This window comes from Streptomyces sp. NPDC014907 (assembly GCF_055562975.1).
Genome location: NZ_JBVHEG010000010.1, coordinates 54,996 through 73,120, shown reverse-complemented (window position 1 = coordinate 73,120; position 18,125 = coordinate 54,996). Strand labels below are relative to the sequence as shown.

Sequence of the window (18,125 nt, the reverse complement as noted above, 5' to 3'; positions counted from 1 at the left end):
GCGTTAGCTATCCGCAGCCCGTCCGACGCACAGCGAAAAACAGCCACGGAGGCTTCCCGTGACTTCAGGTACGACACCGGGCCTCACCCGGTTCAACACCTCGGCGGAGAGCGAGGCCGCCGCCGCGCTCCACGAGGTGTGCGCCAGCTCGGCGTGGGGGAGCAAGATCCTCGCCCGCCGCCCGTACACCACCGCCGAAGCCCTCTTCCTCGCCAGTGACGCCGCCATGGCCGAGCTGACCGCCGAGGACCTGGCCGAGGCGATGGCGGGGCACCCGCCGATCGGTCGTCCGAAGGCCGGGGACCCGACCTCCTCCCGCGAACAGAGCGGAATGGCCGGCGCCTCCGAGGAACTCAAGGCCGAGATGCTCGAACTCAACCTGGCCTACCAGGAAAGGTTCGGGCACGTCTTCCTCATTTGCGCCACCGGCAGGACCGGAGAACAGATGCGGGACGCGGCCCGGGAACGGATCGCCCACTCGCCCGAGGAGGAGCGGGAAACCGTCCGCACCGAACTGGGCAGGATCAACCGCATCCGGCTGGCCCGTCTCGTAGAGGAAGAGAACACCGCATGAGCACCGACACCACCGCCTCGGTGTCCACCCACATCCTGGACACCAGCGCCGGCCGCCCCGCCGGGGACGTCGCCGTCAGGCTCGCGGCCCGCGCCGGCTCCGGCGCGGAGTGGACCGCGCTCGGCGGCTCCGCCACCGACGCGGACGGACGCTGCAAGGACCTGCCGGCCCTGCCGGAGGGAACCACCCACGTGCGCCTCGACTTCGACACCGAGGCGTACTTCCTGAGCAAGCAGAACAAGCAAGCCGAGGCGCAGCAGGACGCCCCCGCGAATCGGGACAGCGGTACGGCCGGTGCGTTCTTCCCGGAGGTGGCGATCACGTTCGCCGTCGTGCCGGGCGAGCACTACCACGTACCGCTGCTGCTCAACCCGTTCGGCTACTCCGTTTACCGAGGGAGCTAGCAGACATGACACCCCTTTCCCGCCCTGCCCACCCTGTGATCCTCGGCCAGAACCAGTACGGCAAAGCGGAGAACCGCGTCGTCAAGATCACGCGGGACGGCGCCACCCACCACATCAAGGACCTGAACGTCTCCGTCGCCCTCTCCGGCGACCTCAGCGACGTCCACCTCACCGGCTCCAACGCCCACTGCCTCCCCACCGACACGACGAAGAACACCGTCTTCGCGTTCGCCAAGGAGTACGGCATCGAGTCCGCCGAGCAGTTCGGCATCCACCTCGCCCGCCACTTCGTGTCGAGCCAGGAGCCGATCAAGCAGGCCCGCATCAGGATCGAGGAGTACGCCTGGGAGCGCATCGCCTCCTCCGACGCCAACTCCCGCTTCATCGGCGCCGACGAGGTCAACCACTCCTTCGTCCGCAAGGGCCAGGAGACCCGCGTCACCCAGGTCACCTACGACGGCGAGAAGTGGGAGGTCATCTCCGGCCTCAAGGACCTCGTCGTCATGAACTCCACCAACTCGGAGTTCTGGGGCTACATCAAGGACAAGTACACGACGCTCCAGGAGGCGTACGACCGCATCCTGGCCACCCAGGTGTCCGGCCGCTGGCGGTTCAACTGGACCGACGACGACCAGCGCATGCCCCACTGGGAGCGGTCCTACGAGCAGACCAGGAAGCACATGCTCGAGGCCTTCGCGGAGACCTACTCGTACTCCCTCCAGCAGACGCTCTACCAGATGGCCACGCGGATCATCAACCACCGCCCGGAGATCGACGAAGTCCGCTTCTCGCTCCCCAACAAGCACCACTTCCTGGTCGACCTCGAACCCTTCGGCCTGAAGAACGACAACGAGGTCTACTACGCCGCCGACCGCATGTACGGCCTCATCGAGGCCACCGTCCTGCGTGACGGAGCCACGGCGCAGATCCCGGTCGACATGACCAACCTCTAAGCGGCATCCGAGTGGCCGGTCCCCGCCCGCAACCGGGCGGGGACCGCACCGGACCGGAGGGAATCCCATGGCACAGCCCGCAATGGGGCCGGCACCCGCCGAAGGCCCGTGTTCCACCCCGCCGTCCACCCCGGCAGCCTGCCACCCGGTGGACGAGAAGCTCCCCGCCCCGCGGCTCGTCCCCGCGGCACTCCAGCACATCGCCGCCATGTACGCCGGCGTCGTCACCCCTCCGCTCATCATCGGCCAGGCCGTCGGCCTGGACACGGCCGGCATGACCCGGCTCATCGCGGCCAGTCTCCTCGTCGCGGGATGCGCGACCGTCCTGCAGACCCTCGGCCTCGGACGCTTCGCCGGCAACCGGCTCCCGTTCGTCAACGCCGCCTCGTCCGCCGGCATCGCCCCGATGCTCGCCATCGCCGAGACGAGCGCCCCCGGCCACCAACTGCCCGCCATCTACGGCGCGGTGATGGTCGCCGGAGTCTTCTGCCTCGCCGTCGGACCCTTCTTCGGCAGGCTCCTGCGCTTCTTCCCGCCGCTCGTCACCGGCGTCGTCATCACCCTCATCGGGGTCACCCTGATGCCCGTGCCCGTCGGCTGGGCCCAGGGGGGCGACCGGCTCGCCGCCGACTTCGGCGCCATGAAGTACCTGGCGCTGGCCGCCTTCACCCTCGTCGTCATCCTGCTCTTCCAGCGCTTCGGCAGGGGCTTCGTCCGGCAGATCGCCCTCCTCCTCGGCCTCTTCGCCGGCACCCTCGCCGCGATCCCCTTCGGGATGGCCGACTTCGGCGCCCTGCGCGAGGCGCCCGTCGCCGCCCTGCCCGCGCCCTTCGCCTTCGGCGCCCCCGAGTTCCAGCCCGCCGCGATCCTCTCCCTGTGCATCGTCATGCTGGTCCTGATGACGGAGTCCAGCGCCGGCATGCTCGCCCTCGGCGAGATCTGCGAGCGGCGCACCGACGGCCGGACCATCACCCGGGGCCTGCGCACGGACGGCGTCGCCACCCTCCTCGGCCCCGTCTTCGGCGGCTTCCCGACCTCGGCCTTCGCCCAGAACGTCGGCGTCGTCTCGCTGACCCGGGTCCGCTCCCGGTACGTGGTCGCCGTCGCCGGCGGCGCCCTCCTCGTCCTCGGCGCCTTCCCGGTCCTCGGCGCCGTCGTCTCCACGGTCCCGATGCCCGTCCTCGGCGGCGCCGGCATCGTCCTCTTCGGCTCGATCGCCGTCAGCGGCATCCGCACCCTCTCCGAGGCCGGACTGGACGACAGCTCCAACATCGTCCTGGTGGCCGTCGCGCTCGGAGCGGGCATCATCCCGCTCGCCGCCCCCACCTTCTACGCCGGCTTCCCGGCCTGGGCGCAGACCGTCCTCGGCTCCGGCATCAGCGCGGGCGCCCTCGTCGCGGTCCTGCTCAACCTGTTCTTCCACCATCTCGGCGCCCGGAGCCGCACGGCCCCGGCACTCGAATCCTCCTAGGGTCCCGCCGTGCCCGCCCCACTTCCGAGGAATGAAGGAAGCACCGTCATGGCAGCACCTTCGACAGTTCCCCAGCGGATCGTCGTCGAGAACGCGGCGATCGCGACCGTCGACGCGGAGGACACCGAGTACGCCTCCGGACACCTCGTCGTCGCCGGCAACAGGATCGAGTCCGTCGGGGCCGGCGCGGCCCCCGCGGGCCTGGAGAACGTGGTCCGGCGGATCGACGCCACGGGGCACCTCGTCACACCCGGCCTGGTCAACACCCACCACCACTTCTACCAGTGGATCACCCGGGGCCTCGCGACCGACCACAACCTCTTCGACTGGCTGGTCGCGCTCTACCCGACCTGGGCGCGGATCGACGAGCCGATGGTGCGCGCCGCCGCCCGGGGCTCGCTGGCGATGATGGCCCGCGGCGGCGTCACCACCGCCACGGACCACCACTACATCCATCCGGCGGGCTCCGGCGACCTCTCCGGAACCGTCATCGCCGCCGCCGCCGAGACGGGCGTCCGCTTCACCCTCGCCCGGGGCTCCATGGACCGGGGCGAGAAGGACGGCGGCCTGCCGCCGGACTTCGCCGTCGAGACCACCGAGGGCGCGCTCGCCGCCACCGAGGAGACGGTGAAGCGGTACCACGACGCCTCCTCCGACGCGATGACCCAGGTCGCCGTCGCCCCCTGCTCCCCCTTCTCGGTCTCCACCGAACTGCTCCGCGAGAGCGCCGCGCTCGGCCGCCGCCTGGGCGTGCGCCTGCACACCCACGGCTCGGAGACCGTGGAGGAGGAGGCGTTCTGCCGCGAGCTGTTCGGCAGGGGACCGACGGACTACTTCGCGTCCACGGGCTTCCTCGGCGAGGACGTGTGGATGGCGCACTGCGTCCACATGAACGACTCCGACATCGCCGCCTTCGCCCGCACGGGGACGGGCGTGGCCCACTGCCCCTCCTCCAACGCGCGCCTCGCCGCCGGCATCGCCCGCGTGCCGGACATGCTCGCGGCGGGCGTCCCCGTCGGCCTCGGCGTCGACGGCACCGCCTCCAACGAGTCCGGCGAACTCCACACGGAGCTGCGCAACGCGCTCCTGGTCAACCGGCTCGGCGTCCACCGCGAGGCCGCGCTGAGCGCCCGTCAGGCCCTGCGCCTCGGCACCCACGGCGGCGCGCGGGTCCTCGGCCGCGCCGGCGACACCGGTTCCCTGGAGGCGGGCAAGCTCGCCGACTTCGTCCTCTGGAGGCTCGACGGCCTCGGCCACTCCACGATCGCCGACCCGGTCGCCGCCCTCGTCCTCGGCGCGCCCGCCCCGGTCACCGCCTCCTTCGTCGACGGCCGGCAGATCGTCGAGAACGGCCGGCTGCTCACGGTCGACGAGGACGCCGTCGCGCGCGAAGCGCGCACGGAGGCACGGCGCCTGGCCCGCATCGCGGCCCGGCCCTGACCCTCCCCACGGAATCCGGCCGAGGGGGGACGGCCCCCGGCCGGTCGCCGCGGACCCGAACGGGCCCGCGGCAGCCCGACCGGGAGGCACCGTACGCGGAAGACGTACGGCGCCTCCCGGGACGGTGAGCCGTGCCCGCACCCCCACCGGGCACCCGTCCGCCCGCCGCGCCCCTCCCGCGACGGCACCGCCCCACCCCGCGAGGCACCGTCCGCCGGACACCCCGTACGCGACGAGCCGCATCTTCCGCACACCGCGCCGCACCGCACCACACCGCACCACCTCCCTGACACCCACGTCACCGCCGACGTGCACCCGACCGGAGGAACCGCCGTGGCCGCCAAGCCCCAGGTTCGCAACGCACAAGACGCAGGCTCCGCCCCCGACGACCGAGAGAGGCATCCCGTCGACGAGACGCTGCCCCCGCTGAAGATGCTCACCAGCGGTCTCCAGCACGTGGCCGCCATGTACGCGGGCGTCGTCGCCCCGCCCCTGATCGTCGGAGCGGCCGTCGGCCTCTCCGGCACCGAACTCACCTTCCTCACCGGCGCCAGCCTCTTCACCGCGGGTCTCGCCACCTTCCTCCAGACCCTCGGGGTCTGGAAGATCGGCGCCCGCCTGCCGTTCGTCAACGGCGTCACCTTCGCCGGCGTCGCCCCGATGCTCGCGATCATCGACACGACCGAGAACAAGACCGACGCGCTTCCCGTGATCTTCGGCGCGATCATCGTCGCCGGGCTCCTCGGCTTCCTCGCGGCGCCCTGGTTCTCCCGGCTCGTGCGGTTCTTCCCCCCGGTCGTCACCGGCACCGTCATCACCCTCATAGGCGTCTCCCTCCTCCCGGTGGCGTTCGGCTGGGCCCAGGGGCCCAACCCCAAGGCCCCGGACTACGGTTCGGCCACCTTCCTCTCCCTCGCCGGCATCACCCTCGTCGTCGTCCTGCTCCTGCGCCGCTTCACCCGGGGCTTCCTCAAGCAGATCGCCGTCCTGCTCGGTCTCGTCGCCGGCACCCTCATCGCCGTACCGTTCGGCGTCACCGACTTCTCCCCGGTGACCGGGGCGGACATCGTCGGCTTCCCGTCGCCGTTCCACTTCGGCGCCCCGCAGTTCGCCCTCGCCGCGATCGTCTCCATGTGCGTGGTCATGCTGGTCTCCATGACCGAGTCGACCGCCGACATGCTGGCGCTCGGCGAGATCGTCGAGCGGCCCGCCGACGAGAGGACCATCGCGGCCGGACTGCGCGCCGACACCCTCGGCTCCGCGCTCAGCCCCCTCTTCAACGGCTTCATGTGCAGCGCCTTCGCCCAGAACATCGGACTGGTCGCCATGACCCGCATCCGCAGCCGCTTCGTCGTCGCCTGCGGCGGCGGCTTCCTGGTCCTGATGGGCCTCTCGCCGGTCGCGGCCTCGCTCATCTCGGTCGTCCCCCGGCCGGTCCTCGGCGGCGCGGGCGTCGTCCTCTTCGGCTCGGTCGCCGCCAGCGGCATCCAGACCCTCGTCAAGGCCGGTCTGGAGAAGGACAACAACGTGCTGATCGTGGCCGTCTCCCTGGCCGTCGGCATCATCCCGATCACCGAGCCCGGCTTCTACCACTCCTTCCCGGAGACCGCGCGGATCATCCTGGACTCCGGGATCTCGACCGGCTGCGTCGCCGCCGTCCTGCTCAACGTGGTCTTCAACCACCTGGGCCGGCGCCAGAACGACGACGAGGTCACCGCTCCGATGGAGCCCGGCGAGGAGATCTCCGGCAGCCGCGCGGTGAAGGCGGCGCACGTCCACTGACCCCGCTCCCCGTCCCGGCCACCGTCCCACCGGCCACCCCGGTCCCCGCGCCCGCCACGGGGCCCGGGGCCGGGGCGCGTACGGGACGGCGGGGGAGGCGGGGCGGCCGGGGAGACGGGACCCGGGACCACGGCGCGCGCCACCGGGGCCCGGGCCGCGCCGTCCGCCCCGGGCCGCGACCGTCCCCCGGCGCCCGCGCGCTCACCCCTCCACCGCCGTCCGCCGCCGGCACTCCCGGGCCAGCGACGGGTAGGCGGCGGCGATCGCCTCGTACAGCCGCCGGCGCAGGAGCCGTTCGGCCTCACCGCGGCCGGTCTCGCCGTACAGCCCGTCGAGCAGCGTCTCGTACCGGGAGAGGGCGTGCCGCAGATAGCTCACCTGCCACCGCACGAGCGCCCCGGCGGGCACCCCGGCCCGGCCCGGTGCCGCTCCCGCCTCCCTCCCGGCCCCCGCCCCCGGACTCCGGGCCCCCAGCGCGTGCCGGTGGCGCACCGCGCGCCGCTCCAGTTCGGGGCGGGGGAGCCGGGGCACCTCGATCGGTTCCGCGCGGATCGCGGCCAGGACGGCGGCCCGCCGCCGCTCGGCGTACGCCCCGGCGGCGGAACGGGCCCGCGAGAGCGCCGAGACCCCGGCGAACTCGGGCGTCCGCTCCACGGTCTCCACCCGGGCGAGCAGGTAGAGCCGCACCGGCGCGAGGGACCAGCGGCGCGGATCGCGTCCCTGCACGTCGGGCGTGCCGAGCAGGTCCCGCACCATCGCGTCGGTCCAGCCGCGCCCGCGCACCCCGGCGAGCGACACATAGGTCGTACGGTCCGTCATGTTTCCCCCAAGGATCGACTACGGAGAGTGACGAATTAAGTGAAGCGCACGCCACTGACAACGCCCCCGACGGCCTTGTTTCCGTGGGGCGCGCTCCCGTCCGCGGCTTCCTTCCCGACGGCGCCCCCTTGTCGGGCCCGGTCAGGCTGTGGGATATAGGTCTGGACCTTTCCGACGGACGGAGGCCCGCCCGTGCGACACCCGCTCTCCACCAGGCTCCCGGCGACCCTGGGAGCGCTCCTCGCGCTCGCGCTCACCGCCTGCTCCACCACCGCCCCCGAGCCCGGGGACACCCGGCCCCCCACCGCACCCACCGGCGTCACCGCCACGGCGGGCAGCGCGAGCACCGTCCACGTCATGTGGAGCGCGGCCACCGACGACCGCGCCGTCACCGGTTACGAGGTCCACCGCGACGGCCGCAAGGTCAAGGACCTCCCCGCCACCACCCTCATGACCGACGTCACCGGACTCGCCCCGGCCACCTCCCACCGCTTCACCGTCCGCGCCCGCGACGCCGCGGGCCACACCTCGCCCAGCAGCGCCACCGTCACCGCCACCACCCTCCCGGCCGCCGCCGAGGACCGCACGCCCCCCACCGCCCCGTCCGGCCTCCGCGCCGCCCCCGACGGCAGCCGAGCCGTCACCCTCCGCTGGTCCCCGGCCCGGGACGACACCGGGGTCACCGCGTACGACGTCTACCAGGCGGACGCCCGCGTCCACACGGTCCCGGGCACCGCCACCGACGCCCACGTCACCGGCCTGCGCCCCGGCACCGCCTACGCGTTCACCGTCCGGGCCCGTGACGCCGCCGAGAACTCCTCCCCGGACAGCGACGCGGTCGACCTCACCACCGCCCCCGCTCCGGGCGCGCCCCCGAACACCGCCCCCACCGGCCTCGCCGCCACCGCCGCGAAGGGCGGCGGGATCACCCTCGCCTGGACCCCGCCGAAGACGGGCGCCCCGGTCACCCACCACGAACTCCACCTCGACGGCCGCTTCGCCACCACCATCGTCTGGGGCACCGAACCGCCCCGGGGCCGTGCCGCCTACACCTTCCAGGTCACCGACCCCCCGGGCACCCGCCACACCGTCACCCTCCGCGCCCGGCTCCCGGACGGCACCTGGGGCGACTTCTCGGCACCGAGGACGGTGGTGGTGCGCTGAACCGGCCCGGACCGGCCGCCCCCCCGTGCCCCCGGCCCCGACCCCTGGTGTCCCGCCCCCGATCCCCGGTGTCCCGCCCTCCGCCTGCCGCGCTTCCTGTCCCCACCCCGCCCCGCGCGCTTCCTGTCCCCGCCTCCGCCTGTCCCCGCCCCGCTTCCGCCTGTTCCTGCCCCGCCTCCGCCTGTCGCGCCCCCACCTCCGCCTGTCCCCGCCCCGCCTCCGCCTGTCGCGCCCCCGCCTCCGCCCCGTTGCTCCTCCGTCCCCGCGACACACCTGCCCCCCGGTCCTTGCCGCCCGGAACCGCCCGCCCGGAACTACCCTGGTAGGCGTGGCCGAGACCGTTCTCACCAACACCGGGCTCGACGGCTTCCTCGACGGGCAGCCCGAGCGCCGCGACCCCGCGTTCGCGCGCGCCGCCGAGGCGGTGTTCGGACTCCTCGCGCTCCGGGGGGCCGACCGGGGGACGGGCGTGCCCGAGCCGACGCCCGAACTGGCGCGGCAGCTCCTCGTGGAGGACCTGCCGGCGTTCGTGTACCTGCCGCCCGGTGACCTGACGCTCTGTCCCGCCGTGCTCGGAGCGCTCGCCGCCCGCTTCGACGAGGAGTGCGCCGAGCGGATCGCCCGGGCGGTCGCGGACGCCGTGCCCGACTTCGAACGGGCCATGAACGACCCCGGGAACCTCACCTGGCACCGCTGGTACGCCTCCCTGCTGCGGACCTGCGGCGCCGACCTCACCGACCCCGAGGACGTACGGCGCAGGCTGCCCGCCCTCGACGGCGCGCCCCTCCCCGACGGCGTGCACCGGGCCGGTCTCATGGGGCGGACCGCCCTCGCGGAGACCCTGCTCACCGAGGCGCTGACGCGCGCGTACGTACGGGACGCCGAGGCGCCGCCGCCCGCGGGGCCGCTCCTCACCGACCACGCCGTCGCGGCCGGCATCGGGCGGGTGGCCGCCGCGCTCCAGGACCGGTGGACCGCCGCCGGGCTCGCCGAACAGCTCGCCGGACCGTACGCGCACTACGCGCCCGGACCCGGCGCCTTCCCCCACCTCGACCTGGCCGACGCCCTCCTCGACGAACACCTCGACCACCACGGTGACCCCGCCGTCCCCGTGCCCCCGCCGCCCGCCGTCGAGCCGGGGCCCGTCGAGGACGACGCGGACGCCCTCCTCGCCGCCGTCGAAGAGCTGGCCGAGGAGGAGTTCGAACCGTACGGGGGAGAGGCCCCGCACCTGCTGTACGTGGTCTACCGGCGCGGCTGCTCCGCGGAGTCCGTCGCCCGCAAGGCCGCCGAGTACGAGGACTGGAACGTCGACCCGGCCCTGGAGGACCTGCCCGTGGCGGTGCCGGACGGCGTCTCCGGCGCGTACGCCGTCCCGCCCGTGCCGGAACTGGCCCGGCTGCTCGGCACGCCGGACCTGGACGAGGCCGGCCGGGCCCGGCTCGAAGGACCGGCCCGGGACCTGGCCGCCGTCCTCGACCGGCTCGCCGCCACCGGTCTGGTCTTCCGCGCCGGCGACGCCTTCGGGCTCACCCCGCGCGGCGCGGGCACCGTGCGCTACCTCCTCGGCGTGCGCGGGGTCGCCGCGCCCGACGCCGCCGGGGCCGCCGCCTGGTCCGCGCCCGTCCTGGTGGACGCCGCCGCGGGCTGGCCCGCGCACGTCGCCGCGCGCGTGTTCGCCGCCTGGCTCCACGCGCGCGCGAACACCGCCCACGCCTGGTCCCGGCTCCTCGGCGCGCTCGGCACCGTCCACGCCGGCACCTCCGAAGCGGCCGCCGTCCGGCGGCTCTTCGCCGCACTGGACACCTCCGCCGCCCCGCCGGACGCGCTGCGGGCCGCCCTCCGCGATCCGGTGCTCGGCGCGTACGCCCTCCGGGCCCTGGAGGCCCGGGGCGAGGAGGCCGATCCGATCCAGGTGCCCCTCTCGGCGCGGGCGCTGTGCGTCCTCGACTCGCTCCCCGCCAAGAAGGGTCCCCTGGAGGCCCGCCGCGCGGCCTTCGACCGGGCCGCGGCCACCTGGCCCGGCGGCTCCGCCGCCCTGGTCCGCGCGATGGCGGCGGCGGACCGCCACGAGACCGGGCGGGTCCTCGGGCCGCTCGGCATCACGCTCCCGTGACGGTCACCGCCGGGGCCGCCCCGCCGTGAGGCGCCGGGGCGCCGGCTCCCGGCCGGGTCCCGCGTGCCCCGGCCGCCGCTCCGGTACGCCCGTTCGTCACCGCCGTCACCGCCGTCGTCAGGGGCGCGGACGGCGTCCTCCGCCGGCGCGGCACCCGCGCGGAGGCGGGACGTGCGACGGGGCTCCGTCCCCGGTGCCCGCGCGGGCACCGGGGACGGAGCCCCGTCCGGTGGAGTGTCCGGCCGCCGTGCGGTCAGCCGGCCAGCTGCTCGTACGCGGGGAGCGTCAGGAAGTCCGCGTAGTCGGCGTCGAGGGAGACGCGCAGGAGCAGGTCGTGGGCCTGCTGCCACTTCCCTGCCGCGAAGGCCTCCTCGCCGATCTCCGCGCGGATCGCGGCCAGTTCCCCGGCCGCGACCTCGCGGGCCAGCTCCGGGGTGGCCTTCACCGTTTCTCCGGCGTGCTCGAATTCGACGCCCGCGTTGATCCACTGCCAGATCTGGGAGCGGGAGATCTCGGCGGTGGCCGCGTCCTCCATCAGGTTGAAGATGGCGACGGCGCCGAGGCCGCGCAGCCACGCCTCGATGTAACGGACGCCGACCTGGACGGCGTTGCGCAGGCCGTCGTAGGTGGGCTTCGCGTCGAGGGTGTCGATCGCGATCAGGTCGCCGGCCGCGACGGAGACGTCCTCGCGGAGGCGGTCCTTCTGGTGCGGCTTCTCGCCGAGGACGGCGTCGAAGGAGGCCATCGCGATCGGCACCAGGTCGGGATGGGCGACCCAGGAGCCGTCGAAGCCGTCGCCGGCCTCGCGGTCCTTGTCGGCCTTGACCTTCTCGAACGCGACCTTGTTGACCTCGGCGTCCTTGCGGGACGGGATGAAGGCCGCCATGCCGCCGATCGCGTGCGCGCCCCGCTTGTGGCAGGTGCGCACGAGGAGTTCGGTGTACGCGCGCATGAACGGGGCGGTCATCGTGACCGCGTTGCGGTCCGGGAGGACGAACTTGGCTCCGCCGTCACGGAAGTTCTTGACGATGGAGAAGAGGTAGTCCCAGCGGCCCGCGTTCAGGCCGGAGGCGTGGTCGCGCAGCTCGTAGAGGATCTCCTCCATCTCGTACGCGGCCGTGATGGTCTCGATGAGGACCGTGGCGCGGACGGTGCCCCGCGGGATGCCGACGTGGTCCTGGGCGAAGACGAAGATCTCGTTCCAGAGGCGGGCCTCCAGGTGCGACTCCGTCTTCGGCAGGTAGAAGTACGGGCCCTTGCCGAGGTCGATCAGGCGCCGGGCGTTGTGGAAGAAGTACAGGCCGAAGTCGACGAGCGCGCCCGGCACGGGCCGTCCCCCGACGGTGAGGTGGCGCTCCTCCAGGTGCCAGCCGCGCGGCCGCATGACGACCGTGGCCAGCTCCCCGGCGGGCTTGAGGGCGTACGACTTGCCCGAGCGCGGGTCCGTGAAGTCGATGTTCCGGGTGTACGCGTCGATCAGGTTGAGCTGCCCCAGGACCACGTTCTCCCAGGTCGGCGCCGAGGCGTCCTCGAAGTCGGCGAGCCAGACCCGCGCGCCGGAGTTGAGCGCGTTGATCGTCATCTTGCGGTCGGTGGGGCCGGTGATCTCGACCCGGCGGTCGTTCAGGGCGGCCGGGGCCGGCGCGACCCTCCAGGAGTCGTCGGCGCGGATCGCGGCGGTCTCCGGCAGGAAGTCCAGGGTGGAGGTGCGGGCGATCTCGGCGCGGCGTTCCGCCCGGCGGGCGAGGAGTTCGTCCCGGCGCGGGGTGAACCGCCGGTGCAGTTCGGCGACGAAGGCCAGGGCGGCCTCGGTGAGCACCTCCTCCTGGCGCGGCAGGGGCTCGGCGTCGACGACGGCCAGGGGGGACGGCGCTGGTGCGGACATGAACGGTCACTTCCTTCGGCGGACTTCGCGGGCGGTGCCGTGCGGCCGCCGGGCGCCACCGGACGGCACGGAGTGCCACCGGTGCCGGGACGCGGCCGCGAGCGCCGTCCGGGGTAGCAGGCGCTTCTGATCAGTGGATACTAGTTTCCTCATCGTGGAAGTTCAATCGTTTGTTGATGTCGAGATTCTCCGGATCGACAGAACATGGCGCCCGGTGCCGGGCGCGCGCCCGGCCCGGGTTCACTCCAGGCGCGCCAGATCCGCCCGGGTGTCGATGTCGTGGGGGTCGGCCACGTCGGAGCAGTCCACCGGCGTGACCGCGTCCCGGTGCGCCGCCAGGTAGTCCCGCGCGCCCCGGTCGCCCGTCGCCGCCTCGGCGACGCCCGCCCAGTGCCCGGCGCCGAGCAGTACCGGGTGGCCCCGCCGCCCGTCGTACGAGGCCGCCGCCAGCGAGTCCCGCGAGGCGTACGCCGCCCGGACCCGGGCCACCGCCTCCACCCCGATCCCCGGCTGGTCGACCAGGAGGACGAGCGCCGCGTCCGCTCCGCGCGGATCGGCGGCGAGCGACGCGAGCCCCGCCCGCAGCGAGGAGCCCATCCCCTCCGCCCAGTCCGGGTTCTCCACCAGGACGCATCCGGGCAGTCCGGCCCGTTCCCGCACGGTGCCGGCCGCCGCTCCGAGTACCACGTGCACCACCTCGCACCCGGCCGCGCGCAGTACCCCCGCCGCGTGTTCCACCAGGGGGCGGCCCCGGTGGGTGAGGAGCGCCTTGGGGCGGCCCCCGAGCCGGCGTCCGCCCCCGGCGGCGAGCAGGAGTCCGGCCACCCCGGAGAAACGGTCAGAAAATCGATCGTGTGTTCGGTAATCTGTGGTCGTCACGGGAACTGCATACCCCGGCGGACGTGACGGCGCGGGCCCCCGAATCAGCCTTGCGGGGGGTGGCGCGGAGGGTGGCGAAGGAGTTTACTGGCCCGACTCGCGGCGCCCGGCCGCCTTTTCGCGGGCCGGTCCCGAGCGTGCCGGGTGGTCGGGGTGTGTCGTTCTGCGCACAAGGTCGTGCGAGGGGGAGAGCCATGTTGCGAAGCGCGGGGCAGAGGCGAGTGGGCGGCGAGGTCGTGGACCCCAGGGTGGCCGAACTGCGGATCGCGGTGTCCCGGCTCCGGCGTGAACTGGCGGCACACCGCGCCGAGTTCGCCGACCGGGAGATCGCCGAGGGGGAACTGGCCGCACTCGACGCCATGGCGCTCGCCGGCGCTCCCGAGGTGCGGCGGCTGCGCCGCTCCCTGCTGATCGTCGCGGGCTGCGTCGGCTCCGTCAGCGCGCTCGCGGACGGCCTCGCGGGAGTCCGCCGGGCCGTCGAGCTCTTCGGCCCGCCGCCGGAGCGGGGCACCGGAGGCTGACGGAACGTCAGCCGCCGGCCGGAAGCCGTGGGCCCCGGGCCGGGCGGAGACGGGAGAGCCGCCGATCGGCCCCCGGGGCCGGACCCCTGGGACCGGGCCTCCAGGACCGACCCCCAGGACCGACCCCCAGGACCGGGCCCCAGGGCCGGACTCCCGGTCCGGGGATTCCGGTCCGGGGATTCCGGGAACGCCGGCCGGCCCGCCGGTCGCGGTGCCGTCCCCTACCGCCGGATCAGGCGCCGCGCCGTCGCCGCCGCCACGGCCGCCGTGCGGGAGTCCACGCCCAGCTTCGCGAAGACGTGCACCAGATGGGACTTCACCGTCGCCTGGCTCAGGAACAGCGCCTTGCTGATCTGCTGGTTCGACAGGCCCTCGCCGACCAGCTGGAGCACCTCCAGCTCACGCTTGGTCAGCGCCTCCGCCGGGGTCCGCATCCGGTCCATCAGCCGGTGCGCCACCGCCGGAGCGAGGGCCGACTGCCCGGCCGCCGCCGTCCGGACCGCCGCCGCCAGCTCCTCCGGCGGCGCGTCCTTCAGGAGGTAGCCGGAGGCCCCCGCCTCCACCGCCGCCAGGATGTCCGCGTCCGTGTCGTACGTCGTCAGGACCAGCACCTTCGGCCCGCCCGGCGCCGCCGTGATCGCCGCCGTCGCCTCCGAACCGTGCGCCCCCGAACCGAACTGCAGATCCATCAGGACCACGTCCACGCCCCCGGCGGCGGCCAGTTCCACCGCCCGTTCGGCGGTGGCGGCCTCCCCGACGACCGCGAAGTCCGGTTCGGTGTCGAGGACCGCGCGCAGACCCGCCCGCACCACCGGGTGGTCGTCGGCGAGCAGGAGACGGATGGTCATGCGGAACCTCCGGCGGAAGCGGGGGCCCCGGGGCCCCCGGCGGGGGAGGAGTGCCCGGAGGCCCCGGGCCCTCCGGCGGGAAGGGGCAGCGAGACGGCGACGGCGGTGCCCTGGCCGGGCGCGGACTCGACGGTGAAGGTGCCGCCCAGCGACTCCGCCCGCGAACGCATCGCGGGGAGCCCGAAGCCGCCCTCGGACGAGGGGCGCACGGAGCCGGGATCGAAGCCCCGCCCGTCGTCCACCACGTCCAGCGTCACCGACGCGCCCATGAACGACAGGGTGATCTCCGCCCGCGACGCCGAGGCGTGCCGGACCGTGTTCGCGAGCGCCGACTGCGCGATCCGCAGCAGCGCCACCTCGTACGGCGTCGGCAGCTCCACCGGCGTGCCGCTCGCCGAGAACCGGACCCGGGGGCCCGCCCCCGGCCCGTACGGACCGGAGCCCGCCCCCGGTTCGCACAGCCGCTCCAGGGCCGCCGCCAGGGAACCGTGCTCCAGGTCCGAGGGCGAAAGCGCCCGCACGAAGCGCCGCGCCTCCGTCAGGTTGTCCTGCGCCGCCCGGCGCGCCCGGTCGATGTGCCCGGCGGCCGGGGAGTCCGGCGGCAGCGCCCGCTCGGCCGCCCGCAGCAGCAGCTGGATCGAGGACAGGCCCTGCGCGAGCGTGTCGTGGATCTCCCGGGCGAGCCGTTCCCGTTCGGCGAGCGTCCCCGCGTGCCGCTCCGCCGCCGCCAGCTCCGCCCGCGTCGCGATCAGCTCCTCGATCAGCCGGCGCCGCCGCTCGCTCTCCCGGTAGAGGGCCTGGTAGCCGAGGACCGTCGCCACCGCGACGCCCGCGCCGAGCAGCGGCCCGATGAAGACCCCCGGGTTGAGCGCGGCGCCGTGCCCCACGTAGGAGAGGATCGCCGCGCCCGCCGTCAGCGCCACCGAGGGCAGCGACCAGCGGGCGGGCAGCAGGTGCAGCTGGAGGAAGTAGAGCGGGAAGGCCACCCAGAGCGCCTCGGGCGTCAGGCAGAGCATCGCCAGCCAGGACGCCCCCAGGGCCCCCAGCCAGACGCCCGCCGCCCGCTGCGAGCTCCGTACCGGCGGCAGGTGCGACCCGGCCGCGTAGACCGCGCCCGTCACCGCCGCCGCGGCCGTCCCGGCGGCCGAGTGCGCCCGCACCGCCGCCAGGACGAGCAGGCCCGCCATCAGGAGGTGCAGGCAGAGGCGCAGCACGAGCGGGGCGGGGGTGAGGGAACGCGGAGCCATGATTCCCCAGCGTAGACAGCGGGAGGCGGTCCCGGCTCAACCGAAAGTTTGACCGCGGGGCCATCCGCGGCGCGATGCCCCGGAGGAGGGGCGCGGGCCACTCTGGTCGACATGTTCGTGGCATGGAGAGACATCGGATTCGCCAAAGGGCGTTTCACCCTCATGGGAACGGTGATCGTACTGATCACCCTGCTCGTGGGACTGCTGTCGGGACTGACGGCCGGGCTCGCGCGGGAGAACGTCTCCGCGATCACCGGCCTGCCCGCCGACCGGCTGGCCTTCGCCGCGCCGCCGGCCGGCCGGTCGGCCTCCTTCACCCAGTCGGCGGTGACGGAGGAGCAGTGGCGCCGGTGGGCGCGGCGGCCCGGGGTGACGGGCGCGGCGCCGCTCGGCATCCGCACCCTGAACGCCGTCGCCGGGGACCGCACCGCCGCCGTCTCCGCCTTCGGCGCGGAACCGGGGTCCGGACTCGCCCCCGGTCCCGTCGCCGCCGGGAAGGCGGTCCTGTCGGAGTCGGCGGCGCGGGAGCTGGGCGCGGGCCCCGGCGACTCCGTACGGCTCGGCCCCCTGGAGGTCGCCGTCGCGGCCGTCTCAGGGGACGCCTCGTACAGCCACACCCCCGTGGTGTGGACCTCCCTCGACGACTGGCGGAAGCTCGGGAACGGCGGCGGCGCGGCCCGGGAACAGGCCACCGTCATCGCCCTGAGCGGGGGAGGAGGGGTCGACTGGGCGGCCGGCGACGAGGCGGCCGGCACGGAGGCGCGGACCCTCGACGACGCCCTCGCCGCCCTGGGGTCCTACCAGGCCGAGAACGGCTCCCTCCAGCTCATGCGCGGCTTCCTCTTCGCCATCTCCGCCCTGGTCATAGGGGCCTTCTTCACCGTCTGGACCATCCAGCGCAGCGGTGACGTCGCCGTCCTCAAGGCGCTCGGCGCCTCCACCCCGTACCTCCTGCGGGACGCGCTCGGGCAGGCCGTCCTCATGCTCACCGCGGGCACCCTGCTCGGCACCGCGCTCGCGGTCGGCATCGGCGCCCTGATCGGCGGGGGGGACGTGCCCTTCGTCCTGGAACCGCTCACCGTCCTCGGCCCGGCCGCCGTCATCGTGGTCCTCGGCGTCCTCGGCGCCGCCCTGTCCGTCCGGCGGATCACCGCCGTCGACCCCCTCACCGCCCTCGGGAGCGTCCGGTGAACCCGACCGTTCCCCTCCGCCGCCGCCCTCCGCGGCGCCCGGCGGCCCGCCCCGCGCTCCCCGCGCTCCCCGTCACCCCCCGGAGCATCCGATGAGCCTCGTCCTGGACGACGTCACCCTCACCTATCCGGACGGCGACGGCCGGCTGACCGCCCTCGACGCCGTCTCCCTCACCGTCCCCGCCGGCGTGCTCACGGCGGTCGTCGGTCCCTCCGGTTCCGGCAAGTCCAGCCTCCTCGCGGTGGCCGCCACCCTCGTCACCCCGGACCGGGGGCGGGTCTCCGTCGCCGGTACGGACACGGGGGCGCTCACCCCGGCCGCCAGGGCGGAGCTGCGGCGCGAGCACATCGGAATCGTCTTCCAGCAGCCCAGCCTGCTGCCGTCGCTGAGCGCGGCGGAGCAGTTGCAGGTGATGGCGCACCTGGCGGGGCGTTCTCCGGGGGCGGCGCGGGGAAGGGCACTGGACCTGCTCGGCGCGGTGGGTCTCGCGGACCTGGCCGACCGCCGGCCGCACCAGTTGTCGGGCGGTCAGCGGCAGCGCGTCAACATCGCGCGGGCGCTGATGAACGAGCCGTCCGTCCTCCTGGTGGACGAGCCCACCAGCGCGCTCGACCACGAGCGGGGAGCGGCGGTCATGGACCTCCTCGTCCGCCTCACGGCGGAACGGGGCACGGCGACGGTCCTGGTCACCCACGACCGCGCCCATCTGTCCCGGGCGGACCGCGCGGTCACGGTCCGGGACGGGCGGCTCGCGGAACCGGTGGCGACGGGCTGAGACCGGGCCTCCGGGCCCGCCCCGCCCTTCGCCTCCTCCGCCCCGTCCTCCGTCTT

16 protein-coding genes are annotated in these 18,125 nt (G+C 74.5%); 11 read left to right on the top strand and 5 right to left on the bottom strand.

Annotation, left to right across the window (positions count from 1 at the left end; translation table 11 throughout):
• Nucleotides 1–58 precede the first annotated feature (58 nt).
• The 6 genes from uraD to ACZ3IL_RS23465 all read left to right on the top strand — a co-directional run bounded on the left by uraD (nucleotide 59) and on the right by ACZ3IL_RS23465 (nucleotide 6,624).
• Nucleotides 59–574, top strand: coding sequence for a 2-oxo-4-hydroxy-4-carboxy-5-ureidoimidazoline decarboxylase (gene uraD / locus ACZ3IL_RS23490; RefSeq protein ID WP_467393039.1), 516 nt, complete (start codon nucleotides 59–61; stop codon nucleotides 572–574).
• Nucleotides 571–978: a hydroxyisourate hydrolase gene (gene uraH, locus ACZ3IL_RS23485; RefSeq protein WP_467393037.1), complete on the top strand. Its 408-nt coding sequence runs from the start codon at nucleotides 571–573 to the stop codon at nucleotides 976–978. The genes uraD and uraH overlap by 4 nt, the downstream gene beginning before the upstream one ends.
• Nucleotides 979–983: 5 nt before the next feature.
• Nucleotides 984–1,931, top strand: coding sequence for a factor-independent urate hydroxylase (gene pucL / locus ACZ3IL_RS23480; RefSeq protein ID WP_467393035.1), 948 nt, complete (start codon nucleotides 984–986; stop codon nucleotides 1,929–1,931).
• A 67-nt stretch (nucleotides 1,932–1,998) separates the two neighbouring features.
• Nucleotides 1,999–3,402: a nucleobase:cation symporter-2 family protein gene (locus ACZ3IL_RS23475; RefSeq protein ID WP_467393033.1), complete on the top strand. Its 1,404-nt coding sequence runs from the start codon at nucleotides 1,999–2,001 to the stop codon at nucleotides 3,400–3,402.
• A 48-nt stretch (nucleotides 3,403–3,450) separates the two neighbouring features.
• Complete coding sequence (locus ACZ3IL_RS23470; RefSeq protein ID WP_467393031.1) at nucleotides 3,451–4,842, top strand: 8-oxoguanine deaminase; 1,392 nt, start codon at nucleotides 3,451–3,453, stop codon at nucleotides 4,840–4,842.
• 432 nt (nucleotides 4,843–5,274) lie between these two features.
• Nucleotides 5,275–6,624, top strand: coding sequence for a nucleobase:cation symporter-2 family protein (locus ACZ3IL_RS23465; protein ID WP_467393298.1), 1,350 nt, complete (start codon nucleotides 5,275–5,277; stop codon nucleotides 6,622–6,624).
• A 201-nt stretch (nucleotides 6,625–6,825) separates the two neighbouring features.
• Here ACZ3IL_RS23465 and ACZ3IL_RS23460 read toward each other — a convergent pair whose 3' ends face one another.
• The gene (locus ACZ3IL_RS23460) at nucleotides 6,826–7,443 is read right to left on the bottom strand and encodes a hypothetical protein (RefSeq protein WP_467393029.1); all 618 of its coding nucleotides are present in this window, start codon (nucleotides 7,441–7,443) and stop codon (nucleotides 6,826–6,828) included.
• Nucleotides 7,444–7,635: 192 nt separating this feature from the next.
• Between ACZ3IL_RS23460 and ACZ3IL_RS23455 the strand changes: the two genes are divergently transcribed.
• The gene (locus tag ACZ3IL_RS23455) at nucleotides 7,636–8,607 is read left to right on the top strand and encodes a fibronectin type III domain-containing protein (RefSeq protein WP_467393027.1); all 972 of its coding nucleotides are present in this window, start codon (nucleotides 7,636–7,638) and stop codon (nucleotides 8,605–8,607) included.
• 328 nt (nucleotides 8,608–8,935) lie between these two features.
• On the top strand, nucleotides 8,936–10,723 hold the full coding sequence (locus ACZ3IL_RS23450; RefSeq protein ID WP_467393025.1) for a hypothetical protein: 1,788 nt from the start codon (nucleotides 8,936–8,938) through the stop codon (nucleotides 10,721–10,723).
• Between the two features lie 253 nt (nucleotides 10,724–10,976).
• On the opposite strand, the gene aceB is transcribed toward ACZ3IL_RS23450, so the two are convergent.
• Both aceB and ACZ3IL_RS23440 read right to left on the bottom strand, forming a co-directional pair.
• A complete protein-coding gene (aceB, locus tag ACZ3IL_RS23445) occupies nucleotides 10,977–12,608 on the bottom strand; it encodes a malate synthase A (RefSeq protein WP_467393023.1) in 1,632 nt (543 codons plus the stop codon).
• Nucleotides 12,609–12,848: 240 nt separating this feature from the next.
• The gene (locus ACZ3IL_RS23440) at nucleotides 12,849–13,487 is read right to left on the bottom strand and encodes a nucleotidyltransferase family protein (protein ID WP_467393021.1); all 639 of its coding nucleotides are present in this window, start codon (nucleotides 13,485–13,487) and stop codon (nucleotides 12,849–12,851) included.
• A 194-nt stretch (nucleotides 13,488–13,681) separates the two neighbouring features.
• Here ACZ3IL_RS23440 and ACZ3IL_RS23435 point away from each other — a divergent pair, with 194 nt between their 5' ends.
• Nucleotides 13,682–14,008 (top strand): DUF5955 family protein, encoded by a 327-nt coding sequence (locus ACZ3IL_RS23435; protein WP_467393019.1) that lies wholly within the window; start codon nucleotides 13,682–13,684, stop codon nucleotides 14,006–14,008.
• A gap of 221 nt (nucleotides 14,009–14,229) precedes the next feature.
• Here ACZ3IL_RS23435 and ACZ3IL_RS23430 read toward each other — a convergent pair whose 3' ends face one another.
• Together ACZ3IL_RS23430 and ACZ3IL_RS23425 are read right to left on the bottom strand one after the other, a co-directional pair.
• Nucleotides 14,230–14,856 carry a response regulator gene (locus tag ACZ3IL_RS23430; RefSeq protein ID WP_467393017.1) on the bottom strand — a complete coding sequence of 209 codons (627 nt, stop codon included), beginning with the start codon at nucleotides 14,854–14,856 and terminating at the stop codon, nucleotides 14,230–14,232.
• Complete coding sequence (locus ACZ3IL_RS23425) at nucleotides 14,853–16,103, bottom strand: sensor histidine kinase (protein ID WP_467393015.1); 1,251 nt, start codon at nucleotides 16,101–16,103, stop codon at nucleotides 14,853–14,855. The genes ACZ3IL_RS23430 and ACZ3IL_RS23425 overlap by 4 nt, the downstream gene beginning before the upstream one ends.
• A 111-nt stretch (nucleotides 16,104–16,214) precedes the next feature.
• On the opposite strand from ACZ3IL_RS23425, the gene ACZ3IL_RS23420 reads away from it, so the two are divergent.
• Together ACZ3IL_RS23420 and ACZ3IL_RS23415 are read left to right on the top strand one after the other, a co-directional pair.
• Nucleotides 16,215–17,294: an ABC transporter permease gene (locus ACZ3IL_RS23420; protein WP_467393013.1), complete on the top strand. Its 1,080-nt coding sequence runs from the start codon at nucleotides 16,215–16,217 to the stop codon at nucleotides 17,292–17,294.
• Nucleotides 17,295–17,385: 91 nt separating this feature from the next.
• Nucleotides 17,386–18,069: an ABC transporter ATP-binding protein gene (locus tag ACZ3IL_RS23415; RefSeq protein ID WP_467393011.1), complete on the top strand. Its 684-nt coding sequence runs from the start codon at nucleotides 17,386–17,388 to the stop codon at nucleotides 18,067–18,069.
• The last annotated feature ends 56 nt before the right edge of the window (nucleotides 18,070–18,125 follow it).